This is a genomic window from Bradyrhizobium sp. sBnM-33 (genome assembly GCF_032917945.1).
Lineage (GTDB): Bacteria > Pseudomonadota > Alphaproteobacteria > Rhizobiales > Xanthobacteraceae > Bradyrhizobium.
In genome coordinates, this window is the sequence record NZ_CP136624.1 from 1,730,047 (window position 1) to 1,747,344 (window position 17,298).

Here is a 17,298-nt window from a genome sequence, read left to right on the forward strand (position 1 = left end):
ATGTGCCTTGGCTTGCCAATGACGATTATTGAGACCGACGGCATGTCGGCGCTTTGCGAATATGCCAATGAACAGCGGCGCGTCTCAGTCATGCTGCTCTCCGAGCCGCCGGTCGGTGCCAAAGTGCTTGTCCATATCGATACCGCGGTGCGGCTCTTGGATGACGACGAAGCGCGGCTTATCGCGGACGCGCTTGAGGGCCGTGATGCGGCCCTCAATGACGACAATTGTGATCGTTTCTTTGCGGACTTGATCGGTCAAGAGCCGCAACTGCCCGAGCACCTGCGCTAGCCTGGCGCCGCCTCCCGGACACTGCCTGCCCATCTTTGCCAATCAGAAGCCAAACTTGCAGCCGAAACGAGCTTCACGTGGAATATGTCGAGCAGGTGCTGATCCGAGCGGGAACGCAATCGCGAAAGAGCAATGGTTGGCACGCGCCTTGCTACACCTCATCCAGCAGAACCATGGATTATCAGAGAGGCGGCTGATGGACTTTCAGCCCGGGAAACATGATCTGACGCGGCTCCATCTGTCCGAGGTGGGGACCGCAAGCGTCGCACAAGCGAAAGACACTCGTCATGATCGCCAAGATCCGGGAGATCTCTATCGATCGCATTGCGAAGCTCATTGATCGCCTGCGCGCCAATGGCGCGTCTGAGCATCGTCCCTCAGCACACCAACGGAACGTCGTATCATGAAACAGGTTTCCGGGTCGCGCCCCATAGCGCCGAGAAAATGCGAGCAGCCGATGAGCGTGTTTCCTCTCGCCGCGGAAAGTCTCGACTCAGCCCATAGCGGGCTGACGGCTGCGGGTGCGCTCGCGAGGCCCGCTTCGGTCAATGGCATCGAGCTGGCAAGGAACTGTCCGAGTGCCATCGCGCTGTTGTCTTCCGTCGCGGCTGCCGCTGCCGGCCAGAAGAGCGACGTGCCGACGCAGCTGTTCAGGCTCGGGAATCTCAGCGATCTCGAGCGCAAGCTGATTGCGGACGTGCTTGGGGAGGGCGAGCTCGCCGGCGTCGTGGCGCTGCCGGGTGGCCGCGTGGCGCAAATCCAGGAATCGGTACTTGCGGGAATCTGGCGCGTGCGCATCGAGACCGACGCCGCACACGAATATGTCGAGGTCGGTGCGATCCCGGAGATCGTGCGGCGCGCCGCAACCGACCTGACGTCGAGCGATCTCATGATCGGCGCGGCACCGGACGGTGCGATGAACGTGCTGCCGGTGCTCGCGGAAATCCGCGAGCGGGCATTGGCCTGGCGGCCGGACATGCGCTCGCAGATCATCAACTTCACCCTGCTGCCGATGAGCCCGGTCGACCAGGCGTTTCTGCAGCAAAGCGTCGGCAACGGGCCGATCCAGCTCAGCTCGCGCGGCTACGGGACTTGCCGAGTGCTTGCGACGGGCATCCGGAACGTCTGGTCGGTGCAGTTCTTCAATGCCATGGACACCATCATTCTGGATACGCTGGAGGTCGGCGGCGTGCCAACGGCTGCGTTGGCCGCCGAGGAAGATTTCTGGGATTCCGCCGAACGCCTGCAAGAAATCATCAAAGCTTACTTCGAATGACGAGCTTCGAGAATTGTGGCGTCCGGAAGGATATCGCAGACGGCTCGCGCATGGAGTGCGGCATCTGTTGGATCGTCTATGACCCAGCTGAGGGGGATGAGGCGACGCAGATTGCAGCGGGAACGCCTTTTGCCGGGTTGCCCGAAAAGTGGCGTTGTCCAAATTGCGATGCGCCCAAATCGAAGTTGATGGCGATTGAAGATGACGTCTGACCGCGAACAGCATTCCCGCACGAGCATGCACGCCGATGCGTCGGCGTGGGGCGAGATGCTCTCGGCAGCCTATCGGGATATCGCGGATCGCACCATGCGCGACCTGCCGATCTTCAACGAGGCCTTGAGCGTCGAAGCCATCGCCTTGCGCGCGCGCGAGGGCAGGATCGTCGGCATGATGGTCACGCCCTGGTTCATGAACGTGGTCACACCCATGCGTGACGGCATTTCGCAATCGTCTCCGGGCCCGGGATCGAACCTGCGCTTGCGATTTCCGGCCGGCGAGATCGAATTCACCGTCAGCGACCTGGTGCCCGTGGGCTCGATCGCGAGCTACTCACTGTTCTCGCCGATGTTTGAGTTCGAGGATATGGCGTCCGCGCGCGCCACCGCCGAAGCAGCGCTCGCGGCGCTGATGTCGCCGGCCAATCGCGCGGCGTCACATGGGACAGATGCGCCACATATCAGTTCGTTCGACCGCCGGCATTTCTTGCACGGTGTACTGACGGAGCGGCGCGCATGAGCCTCGCCGTCCGCAACCAGATCGATGTTACCGTATCGCTTGCTGGCGACGCAATTGCCGCGGTCGAGATTCCGCCGTGCGCCCGGCCGCCACTGGCGCGGCTATTCGCCGGCAAGCCGGCCGCTTCGTTGCTCAACGTGCTGCCGCGAATCTTCTCGTTGTGTGCCGCCGCGCACCAGGTGGCATTCCTGTCCGCGATCGAGGCGGCGCGCGGCGAAAACATCAGCCTTGCGACGCGGCAGCATCGTATCGCCATGGTCGTTGCCGAGCGGCTAGCGGAATTGCTGCGGGGCCTGTTTGTCGGGCATTTCGCGCTGGATACCACCAGCGCCGCAGCGATCCGCGCCCTGATGGAGGGGGTATCGGCACTTCTCAACAGCTCAGAGCCCGGCTGCGGCCAGGTTCGACGCGAGGCAACAGCGCGGGTTCCGATTGCGCTGGCAGCGCTTGGCATAACGAACGAAGACGGCGCGCCGACACTCGGTAACCCACTCGCGCTTCGCATCGCGGCTCTCGAGGAAGACGCGTTGAACCCAATGCCGACGCAGCACTCGTTTTTGTCCGTTGCCGACGACCGCGGCGTCATTGAACGGCTGCTCGCGGATGATGCAGGATTTTGCCGTTGCCCCGACCTGGAGGGCCGCATTCCCGAGACAGGTGCGTGGGCGCGCCAAATGATGCGTGATCAGCTCACGCTAGGCCGGTCGGGGCCGGCCGAGCGGCTGAAGGCGAGGATCGCGGAAATCGTGCGACTGCACGCTTGGCTCCGCTCCAGTGCTTATGTTGAAACAGCGGAGGATGGGATCGTCGAAAGCTACAGGCTGGGGCCGGGCCGTGGTGCGGCCGCGGTCGAATGCGCAAGGGGACGACTCTATCACGCGGTTGAGCTTGATCGTCAGGGGCAGATGTTGCGCTTGGAATTTCTTGCCCCAACCGAGTGGAATTTCCACGCGCGCGGACCGCTTGTCCGCAGCCTGCAAGGCGCGGTGCTGGCCGCGAAACCGCGGGGACTGGGTGCGGTTCGCTCGATGGTCGCATCGTTCGACCCTTGCGTCGGGTTCACTCTCAATTTTCGCGAAATTGGCGATGCATGAAATGGCGCTTTGTGAGGGCATCGTCGAGATCATCGAGGAGGAGGCGCGCCGGCGATCGTTTTCCAGGGTGAAGACCGTGTGTCTGGAGATCGGGGCGCTCAGCCATGTCGCTCCCGAAGCGATGAAGTTCTGCTTTGCGGCCGTTGCCGCGCGGACCATCGCCGATGGCGCAGTTATTGAGGTCATCGAATTGCCTGGCGTCGCCTGGTGCATGGCCTGTTCGAGGAGTGTTGAGATTGCGCAGCGCGATGAGCCGTGTCCCTGCTGCGGCAGCTATCAGCTGCAGATGACCGGGGGCGAAGAGATGCAGGTGAAAGAGCTGGAGGTCGATTGATGTGTACCGTATGTGGCTGTAGCGAAAGAACGCCCTCCATCGAACGCGCCGACGCGCAAAGTGCGCAAACCCAGGGCCATCACCATGATCATGCGCATGATCACTACGGTCACCACCGTGATCATGTGCATAGCGGTCAAAACGTGCATGATTCTCACAACCATCACCACGGCCATTATCACCATCATGATCATAGCCATCAACATGCTCAGGGCGGAGGGGTGCTTGTGGATTGCGGTGCCGATCCGGCCGGCTTGAAGATCGCGGGTATGAGCAGCGAGCGAACCATTCGGATCGAGCGCGACATCCTTGGCAAGAACAATAGGATGGCCGCCGACAACCGCGCGCGCTTCCTGACCGATGACCTGCTCGTGTTCAATCTTGTTTCCAGTCCGGGCGCCGGCAAAACCTCGCTGCTCGTCCGCGCCGTCTCCGAACTGAAGGATAGCCGCCCGGTTGGTGTCATCGAGGGAGACCAGCAGACCTCGAACGATGCCGATCGCATTCGCGCCACCGGCGTGCCCGCAATTCAGATCAATACGGGCAAGGGCTGCCATCTCGATGCTGCGATGGTCGGTGAGGCTTATCGCCGCTTGCCTCCGCTCAAGGGCGGCATTCTCTTCATCGAGAATGTCGGGAATCTAGTTTGTCCCGCGGCGTTCGATCTCGGCGAGGCCTGCAAGATCGTGGTGTTCTCGACCGCCGATGGTGAAGACAAGCCGCTCAAATATCCGGATATGTTCGCCGCATCGTCGCTGATGCTGATCAACAAGATTGATCTGGCGCCGGTGGTCGACTTCGATTCAGCCAAGACCATCGAATATGCGAGACGCGTCAATCCGAACATTGAGGTGCTGACGGTTTCGGCGCGTACGGGCGAGGGCTTTGCCGCGCTCTACGCCTGGATCCGGAAGCAGGCTGCGAATCAGAGGCGTCCCGTCGGTGACGCATTGCCATGAGCGCGAGCGGCGACGCCATCATCCGCGGCGGAACGCGGCTGCGGGTGCGCGTCAGTGGCGCCGTGCAGGGTGTCGGCTTTCGTCCGTATATTTATGGTCTCGCTACCCGTTATAGGTTGGCCGGGTTCGTCGCCAACGATCCTGATGGCGTGATCATCGAGGTTGAGGGCGACCTTACGTGCGAGTTTGTGGCCGCTTTGCCACTCGAAAGCCCTCCATTGGCGCGGATCGACCACATCTCCGTTCAGGAGATTGATGCGCTTGCGGCGAAAGACTTCTCAATCCGCGCCAGCGAACACGGGAGGTGCTCGACGCGGATCGTCGCCGATGCCGCGACATGCCAGCAATGTCTCGATGAGTTGTTCGACCCGAACAGCCGCCATTACCTCTATCCCTTCATCAACTGCTCTCATTGCGGCCCGCGCTATACCATCGCCGAACGGCTTCCCTACGATCGCCGCAACACGGCGATGGGGGAGTTTGCGATGTGTGCCGCCTGCGCGGGCGAATATGCCGATCCGGCGAGCCGCCGGTTTCATGCGGAAGCGATTGCATGTCCGACATGCGGTCCTCGGCTCAGTCATGGGATCAACGACATTGCCGCGGGGATCGATGGCGGCCAAATTGTCGCAATAAAGGGGGTTGGCGGGTACCAGCTGCTTTGCGACGCTCGCAACCATGACGCCGTGCAGCGTTTGCGCAGGAGGAAGCAGCGCGACCAGAAGCCGTTCGCGGTCATGGTTGGTTCCGTAGAGCAGGTCAGCGAGATTGCGGAGGCGAATGCCGCCGAGCTCCCACTGCTCGAATCTGTCGCCCGTCCGATCGTCCTCCTGCCGTCGCGCAACAATCTGGCGCCGGCGATAGCCCCTGGCCTGTCGCGCGTCGGCGTGATGCTGCCGGCGGCCCCGTTGCATCACCTTATCTTCCACGCGCTTCGTTCGACAGGTGCATGGCATGGGGCTGAAGGTCCGGTCATTGTCAGCACCAGTGCTAATCCCGGCGGCGAACCGCTCCCGATCGACAACGCGGAGGCGCTGCGGCGGCTCGCGGGCATCGCCGATCTTATTGTGACCCATGATCGCGATATTCTGACGCGCGCCGATGACTCGGTAGTGGCGGTGGTGGCGGGGCGGCGCCAATTCATTCGTCGCGCCCGCGGCTATGTTCCCGAACCGATCCGGCTTGCGAGGTCTGTGCCGCCCGTCCTCGCCGTCGGCGGCGCGTTGAAATCGACCATCACGGTCACACGGGGCAGTGAGGCCTTCGTCTCCCAGCACATCGGCGATCTCGATACGGCTGAAGGCATCCGCTTCTTCGAGGAGACGATCCGGCACCTCACATCGACCCTCGACATCGATCCTGTCGTCATTGCCCATGATCTGCATCCCAACATGGCGGCCACCCGCTTTGCGGAAGCAAGCGGCCGCGCGCTGGTCGCTGTTCAGCATCACCACGCGCACGCTGCGGCCGTCATCGCGGAGCATGGCCTTGCGGGGCCTACGCTCGCCCTTCTCCTCGACGGCTATGGTTATGGCTCCGACGGCGGCAACTGGGGTGGCGAACTCTTGTTGTGCGAAGGCGCCGGGTTTCGACGGATCGGGCATTTCGCGCCGTTGCAAATGCCTGGCGGAGATCGCGCAGCCCGCGAGCCTTGGCGCATGGCGAGCGCAATATTTCACTCGCTGGGACGGGAAAACGAAATCAGGCCGCGCTTTGCAGCACAGCCTCAGGCCGAGCGTCTGCCGTCAATGCTCGATCAGCCCGGCGTGGCGACCACGACCAGCGCGGGCCGACTGTTCGACGCAGCGGCGGCGCTGCTGGGGATCGCGACTTTGCAGAGCTATGAGGGCGAAGCCGCGATGAAGCTCGAGGCGCGTGTGCGGCGGACTGCGGTGCTTGAAGCGGGCTGGATAATCGATGGCGACGTGCTGTCCTTTCGCCCGCTGTTTGCGCGTTTGATTGCAGACAACGTCGGCGCCACGGAGGGAGCGGGGCTGTTTCATGGCACGTTTGCCGCTGCCTGCGTTGACTGGGTCGCGCGCGCGGCGCGGACAACTGGCGTTACCGCCGTCGTTCTGAGCGGTGGCTGCTTCCTGAACGCGGTACTCGCGGATGAAATCGAGCGCGGCTGCATTGCGGCCGGCCTCACTCCGCTGCTGCCACGGCAGGTTCCGCCCAATGACGGTGGATTGAGCCTCGGACAAGCCTGGATAGCCGCTCTGCAGATTGCAGAACGGCCGTCAGCCCTGGAAGGAACAGCCTAATATGTGTCTCTCGGTACCAGCTGAGGTCGCGAAAATTCTTGCTGATGACATGGCCATCGTGTCCATCGACGGCATCAGCAAGGAGATATCGATCGCGTTCATCGACGATCTCGCGGTGGGGGACTACGTCCTTGTCCATGTCGGCTATGCCCTGGCTAGAATTGACCCGGCGGAAGCCAAGCGCACGCTGCAGCTCCTACAGGAGCTGGGCAGCGTGGGGCAGGACCTCCAGTCATGAAATATGCCGACGAATTTCGCGACAAGACCATCGTGCGGGGGCTAGCGCGTTTGATTGGCGCCGAAGCCGATTCGCAAAGGGAATATCGGTTCATGGAATTCTGCGGCGGACACACGCATGCGATTTCCCGCTATGGCCTGGAGGATATGCTGCCTGCGAATGTTCGCATGATCCACGGGCCAGGTTGTCCCGTCTGTGTTCTCCCCGCCAGCCGGATCGACATGGCGATCAGGCTCGCCGAGCAGCCGGAGGTCACTCTCTGTGTCTATGGCGACCTGATGCGCGTGCCCGGCTCGCAGGGAAAATCCCTGCTGAGCGCCAGGGCGTTCGGCGCCGACATTCGGATGGTCTACTCGACGCTCGATGCGATCCGGATCGCCGAACAGGCGCCGAATCGAGAGGTGGTCTTTTTTGCCATTGGATTTGAGACCACGACGCCGCCGACAGCGGTGATGATACGGTTTGCCGAGAAGAAATGGCTGAAGAGTTTCAGCGTGTTCTGCAACCACGTGCTGACTCCCTCGGCGATGCACAGCATTCTCGAGAGTCCCGATATCCGCAATATCGGGCGGGTCGAAATCGATGGCTTCGTCGGGCCTGCGCATGTCAGCACCATCATCGGCACGGAACCTTACGAGGTCCTCGCAGAACAATTCGGCAAGCCGATCGTGATCGCGGGATTTGAACCGCTCGACATGATGCAGGCGATCCTGATGCTGGTGCGGCAGGTGAACGAAGGCCGACATGAGGTGGAGAACCAATACAGCCGTGCGGTGACGCGGAAAGGCAATCGGCGCGCCCAGGAAGAGGTGTCGGATATCTTCGAATTGCGTGACCAGTTCGAATGGCGCGGGCTCGGGCTCGTACCCCATAGCGGACTAAAGCTAAAGCAGGCTTACGCTCAGTTCGACGCCGAGATGCGTTTCACGATGCACGAAGTGCGCGTCGCCGATAATCCGGCGTGCGAGTGCGGGGCCATCCTGCGCGGCGTGAAGAGGCCGGTTGACTGCAAGCTGTTCGGAACCGTCTGCACGCCGGAAATCCCGATAGGATCCTGCATGGTCTCATCGGAAGGCGCCTGTGCCGCGCAATGGACGTATGGACGGTTTCGCGATTATCGGTTGAGGCGGGCGTGATGAGAGCCTATCAACGCAAGCTCGACATCAAGAACGGACGGGTCGACCTGTCCCATGGCGCCGGGGGACGCGCCATGGCGCAGCTGATCTCCGGCCTGTTTCACGAAGCCTTCGGCAATGAATGGCTCGCCCGCGGCAACGATCAGGCGGCCTTCGATGTTGGCGCCGGCAGGATGGTGATGACGACCGATGGCTATGTGATTTCGCCGCTGTTCTTTCCCGGCGGCAATATCGGATCGCTCGCGGTGCACGGCACGATCAATGATGTCGCGATGGGCGGCGCGCGTCCGCTCTATCTGTCGGCAAGTTTCATCATCGAGGAGGGCTTCCGCTTTTCGGATTTGAAGACGATTGCGGATTCGATGGGCGAGGCCGCGCGCGCCGCCGGCGTTTACATCATCACGGGCGACACCAAGGTCGTCGAGCGCGGGAAGGCGGACGGCCTGTTCATCTCGACGACGGGGGTCGGGGTTTTAGCCGATGGGCTCGATCTCTCCGCCGAGAAGGCAAGGGTCGGCGACCGCGTGCTGGTCTCCGGCAGTCTCGGCGACCATGGTACGGCGATCATGTCGAGGCGCCAGAATCTCGCTTTCGAGACCGAGATCGTCTCGGATTCCGCAGCGCTGCATGATCTCGTAGCCCTAATGGTTGCGGCCGGTGGCAGCAGCATCCGGGTGATGCGCGACCCCACGCGCGGCGGTCTTGCGGCGATGCTCAACGAGATTGCGCATCAGTCGGGCCTCGGGTTCCATCTGCAGGAAGAGGCCATTCCGGTGAAGCCGGCGGTTGCCGCCGCCTGCGAACTCCTTGGGCTTGATCCGCTACATGTCGCCAACGAGGGCAAGCTCGTTGCCATCGTGGCGCCTGACATGGCCGATGCCGTGCTTGCAGCCATGAAGGCGCATCCGCTCGGGTGCGATGCGGCTGATATCGGCGAGGCCGTAGCCGACAATCATCAGTTTGTGCAGATGTCAACCAGCTTTGGTGGCGGGCGAATTGTCGATTGGCTGTCGGGCGAACAATTGCCCCGGATCTGTTGAGCGCAATCGCACTTCTGCCATTTCGTTGTTGCTTTGAGGAGATCGCCCTGCGATCCTCATGAAGCGCTCGTTCGCCTCGAGCGCATCAATCAGACCGAACATGCGGGATGGGACTCGAAGCGGAACGGCGCGCACGTCGATCCTCGACATCAAGCCCTGCTCTCAACATCAGTTGTGTGATAAATTCCTTCTTCTCACAATCATTAAATGAGTGTCAGGGAGTGGCTATCGCTCCCGCTATCATGCTAACTGGTCTCCTTAGCATGGACATCGACGGAACGCAGATTTCGCGGCTAAAGCGGACCGATTGATATGGCGCAAAGACACAGGGGAGCGCAGCGGTTAGGGTGATGCTGATATAAGCGTGGGATAGTAACCGTTGCAGGCCTCAATCCTGAAAAAGTATTGCGATGCCCGCCTGCCTTGGTACACCGTCTATCCAACTGTACCGGAGTTCTCCCCGGCTGTCGGTGCACAGGATTGTGAGAAATTGCTGAGGCGCCTGCCGGCTGACGACTCCGTGTCGCTCTATCTCCACATTCCGTTCTGCCGGTCGATCTGTTGGTATTGCGGCTTCCCTACGGCCATCACTCGCCGGGTTGCGCCGATCCTCAATTATTTGTCGGTGCTGCGCGAGGAGATCCGGTTGGTCGCGGAGCAAGCGCCGCAAGCGCTGCCCGTGAGCGACGTGCACTTCGGCGGCGGAACGCCGACCGTCATCGAGCCAGCGGAGTTCCTGGCCCCGATGGAACTCCTGCGCCGCCGCTTCGCGTTCAGGAAAACGGCTGCGATCGCCGTCGAGATCGACCCGCGCACGTTCACGGTCGAGATGGCCGAAGCCTTAGGAGCAGCCGGCGTGAACCGCGCGAGCCTCGGCGTGCAGAGCTTCGATCCCATTGTTCAAAAAGCGATCAACCGGGTCCAGAGTAAGGCGCAGACGGCCGCTGCCGTCGAAAATCTGCGCCAGCACGGAATAAGCCGCATCAACTTCGACCTCATTTTCGGTCTCCCAAATCAGACGGTGCAGTCCTGCGTCGAGAGCGCGACGACGGCGGTGGCCATGCGCCCGGACCGGCTTGCGGTTTTCGGCTACGCGCACGTTCCTTCGTATATGAAACGTCAGCGCCTGATCGATGAGGCAGCGCTGCCGGGGACAACGCTGCCCGCGCCGAACAGGCCGCGGCCGTGGCCGATACGCTTGTCGCCGCCGGCTATCACCAAATCGGGCTCGACCATTTCGCCTTGCCGGACGATGAGCTCGCGCTGGCGCAGAAAGCCGGTCGCCTGCGGCGTAACTCCTTGGGTTACTCGGCCGACACCTGCAAAGCCCTGATCGGCTTCGGCAGGTCGGCCATCGGCCGTCTCGGCGACGGTTACGTCCAGAACGATGTTGCAATAGGCTCCTACAGCCGGCACATCAGAGCTGGCCGTCTGGCGACGTCAAATGGCTACCGTCTCACCGATGAAGACCGCGTCCGAGCCGCGATCATCGAGCGGCTGATGTGCGATCTGGAGGCCGACGTGCCGGCAATCTGTGCCGCCCACGGAGTTTATGCGATCCCTTTTCTCGAATCAGCTGAACGCTTGTCGATGCTCGCCGAGGACGGGGTACTCGACATCGAAAAGGGTTTCATCCGCGTGAGGCAGGAGCACCGCTTTGTGATTCGCGCTGTTGCTGCCGCATTCGACGCTTATCTCAACCGTTCACCCTATTAGCACAACAAGCAGCGTGAGCGGATCCAAAAGCATCACCGCTCGTCGCTAACAGGACGGCGCCTCGACCATGTAGTGAAATGGTTCTGTGGAATCTGATCCAGACTGCCGTCGGCTGCGGCAACGATGGCGACGCCGCTCGGCGAGCGTCACGTTGGAGACCCCGGCACTGCCGTAAGCTTTGGGCACCGTAATCGCCCGGCAGGCCCAGCTTTGCAAGAAACGATCAACCGCGTCGAGCAGGTGGCGGGCTGGACTAGCCTGTAGCACTCTGGGATGTCATCAAGGCTCGTCAGGCTTCGGTCCTGAGACCAGTGGCGCGCCCCCGACGGAAACCGGCCCTTGTGGTTTCGACGAGCGCACGAGTGTCTTGGCCGGCTCCGACACGGCATGGCCAGGCGTCGGACGAGGAACATGAGGAGGAGAAGCCGTGGGTGCGGGATTCTGCAATGAGTCGATTCGTAAAGTCAGCGCTGCGATTTGATCTGAGATTCGTGTTAAATCGGCCAGCTGGGCACTGATGCTGCGGTTGAGTTCGGCGAGCTCGTCGCTAGCCTTCTGTTGTCCCGACTGAATCTCCGACAGGGCCGCCCGGTCCTCCGGTGACAAGCTTGGCATTGTGGCGACTTCACGGGCGGCCGCCACCGTCTCGACAAATTGTCCGACGTTGGTCCAAAAATAGGCTCCTGCAGCGCACAGGCCAACGAGGACAACCACGAGTAGTAAAAGCCACGAAACGCGTCTCGACGACGTGTGCAATACCGGCGGCAAGTCCGAACCGGCCGTTTGATCCATCATCTCCATCGTCCCTCGCTCGATGTCCGGGTCTGTGTTGGCTTTTCTCGTTGACGCGCTATCACACGATGGTCAAGAGCTGCAGCGAGCCGCGACCATCGACAAATCGTTATCCGCAACGTTGCCCTCATCGCTTGGTCATCCAGTCCTATGATCGGTTCGATGTGACACTTTTTGCGCATGGCCGGCTCCTACATCATAGCGCCACCGCAAAGCAATAGTTCTCGTCTTCATCGGCCATGGCGCAGCATTTCCTCGCATTCAGAAAAAGCCTGCGAACAATCTTCCATTTGCCGGCACCGAATGCGAGCCAGTCGTTATTTCCTGAATTATCTTTCAGGCTCGTATCGAGCTAGTCATCGCCACTTGCCGTGGCCCGCAAGTCCATCCCTTGACGAGACGCGTCACTTAGAGCTCTACGAGCTGCCCGTGGGTCCACTCTTCACGCGCCGGAATAGTCGGCTCATGCCCAATTACTCTTCAAGCTATCCTGGCCTGCGCAGTCGAATACGGAGCACAACGCCAACTATGTCGAGCCCAATTGCACAGAAAAATCTTGGGGAAAACAAACCGTTCGGCGAGTCCGGCGGTCGGCATAAATCTGCAAGATCAATGACGTCGGTCCTCTCGCCTACGTCACCGACATCCTGAGGATGATGGTCAATGGTCACCCGAACGATGAACTCGGCCAACTTCTTCCCTGGGCCGATCCGGGCAACCCCTAAAAGCCGTCGCTTGAGAACGACGCTAATGATGCAGATCAACAAATCGCGGTTTAACTGCGTTTCCGCCGAGAGATGGGCGCGTAAAGAGCTGAGCGGCTGCAGCGCTCACGAGTGACCGACGCCCGATTTCCACTGGACCGATGCCAGCGTCGCCAGAGTTCGTCTAGTCGCCGAGGGGCCTCACCCCGAGCAGCGAAACAGCCACGATCCCTGCATCGACAGGCAACGCCTTGCGACCCAGTCAACTACCAACGTTAGCAGTTGGAGGAGATGACGGACACATGGCAATCGGCGGTTAATAAAGGTCGCGCGGGTCACACGTCAAGGAACTGGGATGCAATATAGAACTGGCCGCTCCAACGGCCCTGATGGATGTGCCAACGCATCTGCGGCTATCAAATCGGTTCCAACCGCGATCTCTCCTTTCTTATGCGAGCCCATGATGGACCTTCTGGCGCGATCGCCGAGCGCACAGGTTTCAACGGTCTCTCGGCTTCGGGCCTGTCAGTCGCCTCGTCTGTCGGCTACCGCGATGCCAGTGAAGCATCATGGAGCCAACGCGTCGTCGCTGGCGCGCGAGCCCTGCTTTCTGATGACTGCTATCTTCTCGAAGGAGACGTCTTCTTCGATCAGAATGCTGCACGGCCGAAATCCTCATGCTTGTGGTGGAAGAGGCGGGTCGTTCGCAGTGTATTGGTGGCGGCGCCGTCCGCCCGTCGCCACTATCTCGCCGAGCGAAGGCGCCGAATAGAGCCGGCCGCTGTCGACACCGAGGCAGCGCAACAGAACTGCGTTGGAACAGTCGATTGGCTTGGCCGCGGTATGGCGTGCTCGACACGTGCGTCGCCGAAAGCCAATCGCGTGGCGGCCGGTGACGAGGTCGGGAAGGCTCAGCGGGTATCGCTGAGATAGACGGGCCGATTGCTGCCAAGCATCAGCCCCGGAGCCTTCAGACATTAGAAGGTTGGGGGTCAGCTCCGGGCCAATCAGGCCGGAGCGTAATCCATTCAAGACTAGCAATGCGGACGCGGAGTTCACTATGCATGGTTACTTTGTCGTGGCGACGGCTGCGGCACGCGTTGTCAGCTTTCGATCAACTACGAAGCACAGAGGGCTGGCTATCGCACTCTCCCTGGCAGCGAGCCTCGTCGGCAGTTCGGCGCTGGCACAGACTGCCAATGGGCCTAAGCCAAAACGCGACATTCCAGATGAGGTTGCTAAAAGAAGAATTGAGATGGAGTCCGATTCGGTCACAAAATTCCGAAGCCGCCAGCTCAAACGAGCAACGCTTCTCGTCGGTAATTCGGCGCTAGCACAAACTGCCAGTTTGCCTTCCGCAAAGCGAGACAGTGCGGATGAAATTGCTAAAAACAGAACTCAAAAGGAGATCGACCCATTCGCAAAGTTCGAGAACCTCCGCGAAAAAGGTATGTGGCTCAATATCCCTGGTCCTGCCGATACGATAGATCACGATAAAGGCGGCGTTAGATCCGCGCTGGCAGAGGTCGGGATCGGCTACGTTGGCGGGACAGTAATCAGCCTCGTAGACAATCAACTGCCAAATGCAGCCAGTGCCACCACCGCCAATCAGCTATATATGGGCCAGAATCCGACATTTAGTACCGTAAATTTCATGATTGTGACCTACGATCTCAGCCGCTTTGGAATTCCCGATGGTCAGATCGTCGTGGGAGCCGAGCAGCAGTACTGGACATGGAAACCCGGAGGGCCAGATAGAGTGGGTCTCAATACATTGGCCTATTACCAGACGTTTTTCGACAGGAAACTCGAACTTAAAATGGGTTACCTCAGAAATGTAAATGAGTTCGCAGGCACATTGGTCGGAGGGAACGCAGGAGCAAGCGTTTTGGCCCCCTCGTCGAATATTTTGTATCAAGCTGGCATGAGCAACAATGCCGCGCCTACGCCAGCTCTCAACGTGAAGTACAATTTTGATGATCACCTATATGACAAGGTCTCAATCCAGCGCTCAATCAGTCCAGACGGTCAGTATGCGCAGATCACCGAAAATCCCAGCGGCTTAAGCTGGAGCACGGCCAACGCGGGCATTCTTTTGCTTGATGAAATTGGCTACAAGAACAAAGCTGCTCCGGGCTTACCCGAGACCTGGTTGCGGGCGGGCGCCGGTTTCAATAACAGCACCTACAAGAACTTGCAGTATCCGCAGCAATCGAGAGCCGACGCGAACAGCGTCTACTACGTCGCAGCGGACAGGCAACTCTGGCAGTCTGATGTCCAGGGCTCGGCATATCGTGGTATCTATGGTGGTTTCTCTGTAATGTACGCTCCACCTGACCTAAATAAAGTCAGCCAATATTACGAGCTTCGTCTCTATGCGAAGGGACTGTTTGACAGCCGGCCCAGTGATCAGATTGCTATTGTTGCCACTAACACCGTCTGGAGCAACTTTGCAGTGGACGCTGCCTTGGCTAAAGGGAATCTCGTGCATCGCGACAGCACAGCGATCTTGGGCACCTATACCGCGCATCTGGCACCCGGGATATATGCAAGTGTAGGACTGGCATACATCAACAACCCGACGAGCATTACACACACGCGCCAAACGGGACATGCTCTGAATTTGTTGGTGTCTACCTCGATATTCTTCTAAGTCCTCAAGGCTAGTCACGTGACTCTAAAGTTCGCCACATAAAGTCTCCTGGGCTTTGTGGCAGAAGCGTTTGACGGAAGCCAAAATCTGGTACGCCGACTTGGTCCATTTGAAGGGCTTCTGATATTTGTTGTGCTGGTCGATGAAGGTACGGCTGTCGGCCTCGAGCTGCCTGACGGAGGTGTGGACACCTCGCTGGATCTGCTTTCTGGTGAGTTCAGCGAACCAGCGCTCGACCTGATTGATCCATGACAGGGCTTCGACGTCTTGTCGGTCGGAGCACAGTTCGGATGGCGAGCGATCCTTGAAGCAAATCGCCATAGAGGGGCTGCCAGGCGGCGAACGTTGAAAAAAGCCCTCGCGACCACGCGTGCGGTTCTCAAAGATCAACGCGAGGAGGAAGCCGAAGATCTTGGCTTGCCGGTCCGCGGTGCGATTCAGGCAATGCGTGCCACTCACGAAGCACGAGCCGCGCAGCGCAATGTTGAAGCAGAAGAAGCCGAACGGCTGAAGCGTTTGGAGCGGTTGAACACGATCATGCCCCTGTCAAACGCACCGATCGGCGAGCACATTCGAATTGGATAGAGACGCCGCACTCAAGCCTCAACGGGATGACACCGCGCGAAGCCGCAGCACAATCCGCCGGACTTCTCGAAAACGCGACACGCCTGCTGCACAATTTCGCGGCGGAGTTTGCGAAGACGGCGAAATGGGTCGATGAGTTGGAGCGGGAAGCGTCCAAGCTGTTTCCACGCCCCGACAAGCTTTGTCTCTATATGACAGTCAGCGATCCGGACCTGCCGGGACTGGCCTCGCCAAGCGTCTACATCAAGGAGGAGCAAACGATGCAGCAATGTCTCGTACTTTTGAGGCGTCGTTTTGGAAAGCGGTAGTGTCGCCTATCGCACAGCGCCAACGGATACGAGGGTCGAGAGCCTGTGAAATTCTTTTCGACTATCATCGAACAGTTGGACATGGCGGTTGCGGAGATTGCCGTCGATCAGCCGATCCACAGCCGCTTCGCGCTGATCCTGATCGATAACGCCACGGAATTGCTCATTCACCGATCGTGCAATACGCTGCCCACGGCGCCGGAAAAGATAAGACTCCGCTTAGTCCCAAGATGCGTCGCGAGGCGACGGGTAATTACTTCGAGCCGAAGCTGGCCGTAATGAGGCATGTCGATGCAATCACGGAGGATGAAAGACGCTTCATTGCGATAGCGCATGCCTATCGTAATGAACTGTATCACGTCGGATTGCGCCACGTTGGGAATGTCGCTCAAGACCGAACTGATGCAGCGGATCGGACGCATCGAAAAGCACTTCAATTACATCAGTCGTGATCTTGATGGGAGACACCGCCGGCTGCGATGCTGGAAAATCTCCAATTTGCATACGATCATAATTCCGCGCTTCGGAAGAAGGGTGGCGAGAACATTTGGATTCCATGGGACGCGCCGTTCATGCAGGGCCATAAAACGCGTCTCATGGCGACGTGGAAGCGACGGTACTCGACTGTGCCCATTGTTAAGTGGCGGCAGAAGGCGAATCTCATCGGAACGGAGACGAATTGGCTGCGCGCAGCCGCGGCGCATGATGATCTCAACCGGCAGATGGATTATTTGGATGACGCTATCACCGAAGCGCTTTCTGAATTTGATGGCTGGGTGCAACAGCAGATCGACCGGGCGCGGGGCAAGTGAGCTGTGCGATGAGCCGAAGTGGTAGTGGCACCTCAGGTCCTTCCCGCGGAGGCCCGAGTCAAGCGATGACAGCGCCACCTCAGGGCACCGGAATTCCATGACCGTATGACGGTATTCCTGAGGGTCGCTAGTCCTGCTGGGCCGGATCATCAGCGGCAGCAGCATGCGGCGAGTATGGCAGATCGGGCCATTGACCGAGGCCGGCTCGTTTCACCCGCCTTCCGAGCGCCAGCACCTGCGGGAACTGACCGTCCCAAGCCAAACTGTTCGATAGATACGTTTGCGGATCATTTCCAACCCGAAAGATTCGTTTACGTTTCATCTTGACCGATCGAAATGATCTGTTTACGTATCACTCACT

18 protein-coding genes and 2 pseudogenes are annotated in these 17,298 nt (G+C 59.9%); 18 read left to right on the forward strand and 2 right to left on the reverse strand.

All coding sequences use genetic code 11. The annotated features are described in order from the left end of the window. The 12 genes and pseudogenes from RX328_RS08150 to hemN all read left to right on the forward strand — a co-directional run bounded on the left by RX328_RS08150 (position 1) and on the right by hemN (position 11,083). On the forward strand, positions 1-291 hold the full coding sequence (locus RX328_RS08150; protein WP_057854116.1) for a HypC/HybG/HupF family hydrogenase formation chaperone: 291 nt from the start codon (positions 1-3) through the stop codon (positions 289-291). Between the two features lie 457 nt (positions 292-748). After that, a complete protein-coding gene (locus RX328_RS08155) occupies positions 749-1,567 on the forward strand; it encodes a hydrogenase expression/formation protein (RefSeq protein WP_249726887.1) in 819 nt (272 codons plus the stop codon). Further along, positions 1,564-1,779, forward strand: a complete 216-nt coding sequence (locus RX328_RS08160) for a rubredoxin (protein ID WP_213253886.1) — start codon at positions 1,564-1,566, stop codon at positions 1,777-1,779. Before RX328_RS08155 ends, RX328_RS08160 begins: the two co-directional genes overlap by 4 nt. Next, positions 1,769-2,302 carry a [NiFe]-hydrogenase assembly chaperone HybE gene (hybE, locus tag RX328_RS08165; RefSeq protein WP_249726885.1) on the forward strand — a complete coding sequence of 178 codons (534 nt, stop codon included), beginning with the start codon at positions 1,769-1,771 and terminating at the stop codon, positions 2,300-2,302. The genes RX328_RS08160 and hybE overlap by 11 nt, the downstream gene beginning before the upstream one ends. After that, positions 2,299-3,396: a nickel-dependent hydrogenase large subunit gene (locus RX328_RS08170; protein ID WP_213253885.1), complete on the forward strand. Its 1,098-nt coding sequence runs from the start codon at positions 2,299-2,301 to the stop codon at positions 3,394-3,396. The genes hybE and RX328_RS08170 overlap by 4 nt, the downstream gene beginning before the upstream one ends. Then, positions 3,389-3,730 (forward strand): hydrogenase maturation nickel metallochaperone HypA, encoded by a 342-nt coding sequence (gene hypA / locus RX328_RS08175; RefSeq protein ID WP_057854112.1) that lies wholly within the window; start codon positions 3,389-3,391, stop codon positions 3,728-3,730. The genes RX328_RS08170 and hypA overlap by 8 nt, the downstream gene beginning before the upstream one ends. Then, a complete protein-coding gene (gene hypB, locus RX328_RS08180) occupies positions 3,730-4,689 on the forward strand; it encodes a hydrogenase nickel incorporation protein HypB (RefSeq protein WP_213253884.1) in 960 nt (319 codons plus the stop codon). The genes hypA and hypB overlap by 1 nt, the downstream gene beginning before the upstream one ends. Continuing rightward, positions 4,686-6,953 carry a carbamoyltransferase HypF gene (gene hypF / locus RX328_RS08185; protein WP_213253883.1) on the forward strand — a complete coding sequence of 756 codons (2,268 nt, stop codon included), beginning with the start codon at positions 4,686-4,688 and terminating at the stop codon, positions 6,951-6,953. Before hypB ends, hypF begins: the two co-directional genes overlap by 4 nt. Positions 6,954-7,002: 49 nt before the next feature. Further along, positions 7,003-7,191 carry a HypC/HybG/HupF family hydrogenase formation chaperone gene (locus RX328_RS08190; RefSeq protein ID WP_309142463.1) on the forward strand — a complete coding sequence of 63 codons (189 nt, stop codon included), beginning with the start codon at positions 7,003-7,005 and terminating at the stop codon, positions 7,189-7,191. After that, positions 7,188-8,327 (forward strand): hydrogenase formation protein HypD, encoded by a 1,140-nt coding sequence (hypD, locus tag RX328_RS08195; RefSeq protein WP_213253882.1) that lies wholly within the window; start codon positions 7,188-7,190, stop codon positions 8,325-8,327. The genes RX328_RS08190 and hypD overlap by 4 nt, the downstream gene beginning before the upstream one ends. Further along, positions 8,327-9,367: a hydrogenase expression/formation protein HypE gene (gene hypE, locus RX328_RS08200; RefSeq protein WP_057902171.1), complete on the forward strand. Its 1,041-nt coding sequence runs from the start codon at positions 8,327-8,329 to the stop codon at positions 9,365-9,367. The genes hypD and hypE overlap by 1 nt, the downstream gene beginning before the upstream one ends. 379 nt (positions 9,368-9,746) lie before the next feature. Beyond that, a pseudogene (hemN, locus tag RX328_RS08205) lies at positions 9,747-11,083 on the forward strand (oxygen-independent coproporphyrinogen III oxidase). 279 nt (positions 11,084-11,362) lie between these two features. Here the strand turns inward: hemN and RX328_RS08210 are convergent. Then, positions 11,363-11,884, reverse strand: a complete 522-nt coding sequence (locus RX328_RS08210) for a hypothetical protein (protein ID WP_108521691.1) — start codon at positions 11,882-11,884, stop codon at positions 11,363-11,365. A gap of 638 nt (positions 11,885-12,522) precedes the next feature. Between RX328_RS08210 and RX328_RS08215 the strand changes: the two genes are divergently transcribed. From RX328_RS08215 to RX328_RS08225, 3 genes are all read left to right on the forward strand, one after another. Further along, complete coding sequence (locus RX328_RS08215) at positions 12,523-12,600, forward strand: hypothetical protein (RefSeq protein WP_244608574.1); 78 nt, start codon at positions 12,523-12,525, stop codon at positions 12,598-12,600. 429 nt (positions 12,601-13,029) lie between these two features. After that, positions 13,030-13,512 (forward strand): hypothetical protein, encoded by a 483-nt coding sequence (locus RX328_RS43300; protein WP_410734036.1) that lies wholly within the window; start codon positions 13,030-13,032, stop codon positions 13,510-13,512. A 127-nt stretch (positions 13,513-13,639) separates the two neighbouring features. Beyond that, positions 13,640-15,232, forward strand: coding sequence for a carbohydrate porin (locus tag RX328_RS08225; protein ID WP_213253880.1), 1,593 nt, complete (start codon positions 13,640-13,642; stop codon positions 15,230-15,232). A 24-nt stretch (positions 15,233-15,256) separates the two neighbouring features. Here RX328_RS08225 and RX328_RS08230 read toward each other — a convergent pair. After that, a pseudogene (locus RX328_RS08230) lies at positions 15,257-15,484 on the reverse strand (IS630 family transposase); the annotation flags it as partial. 93 nt (positions 15,485-15,577) lie between these two features. On the opposite strand from RX328_RS08230, the gene RX328_RS08235 reads away from it, so the two are divergent. The 3 genes from RX328_RS08235 to RX328_RS08245 all read left to right on the forward strand — a co-directional run bounded on the left by RX328_RS08235 (position 15,578) and on the right by RX328_RS08245 (position 16,937). Beyond that, a complete protein-coding gene (locus RX328_RS08235) occupies positions 15,578-15,817 on the forward strand; it encodes a hypothetical protein (protein ID WP_213253879.1) in 240 nt (79 codons plus the stop codon). A 26-nt stretch (positions 15,818-15,843) separates the two neighbouring features. Then, entirely contained in the window at positions 15,844-16,125 is a 282-nt protein-coding gene (locus tag RX328_RS08240) for a hypothetical protein (RefSeq protein ID WP_213253878.1), read from the forward strand. A 479-nt stretch (positions 16,126-16,604) separates the two neighbouring features. Then, a complete protein-coding gene (locus RX328_RS08245) occupies positions 16,605-16,937 on the forward strand; it encodes a hypothetical protein (RefSeq protein ID WP_057854102.1) in 333 nt (110 codons plus the stop codon). Positions 16,938-17,298: the final 361 nt, after the last annotated feature.